General features: G+C 58.2%; 1 protein-coding gene. It reads right to left on the reverse strand.

Annotation, left to right across the window (positions count from 1 at the left end; genetic code table 11):
- The coding region (locus AC1D0P_RS28270) for an ureidoglycolate lyase (protein WP_477679764.1) at positions 1-437 on the reverse strand (437 nt) is incomplete at its 3' end.
- Positions 438-514: the final 77 nt, after the last annotated feature.

The raw sequence follows: 514 nt of genomic DNA on the forward strand, positions 1-514 counted from the left end.
TCTCCGAGGCGATCTACAACGAGAAAATCGCGCGTTTCACCAAGAGCCATCAACGGATGGTGCCATGTATTCGCTCGGTAGTTGATGCCCTGGTCACCGCTTGCAAGGAAAACAACAGGCGTGCCCGGCTGACCGCCGCGATCTTCGGCAACGACGACCAGCCAGGAATGACAATCAAGCGGATGAAAACTCTGGCTGCCGTAGGGATGCCGCTCCATCATATCGACCTTGTAGGGAAAGGTGCGGGCCTGTCCGCGGAACAAACTGATGATCGCCCGCGCGTCTGTTCCCAGGACTTCGACATTGCCAAGCGCGTGGTAGCGCTCGGTCGTGCCCGAATTGATCAGCTGCAGCGTCGTGGGATCTCGTTCGACCACCTGGCCGAACGGTGCAAAAGCCGCCTTGGTCAGCGGCGTGATGGAAAGGGCTTGTGTCATAGCTCATCCGGGTGAATTGCCAGTTGAGACCCGGTTAGCGTAATGCAAACGGGGACGCAATGCATCTCCGGCTGTAC

The organism is Polaromonas sp. P1_G2 (genome assembly GCF_056405515.1).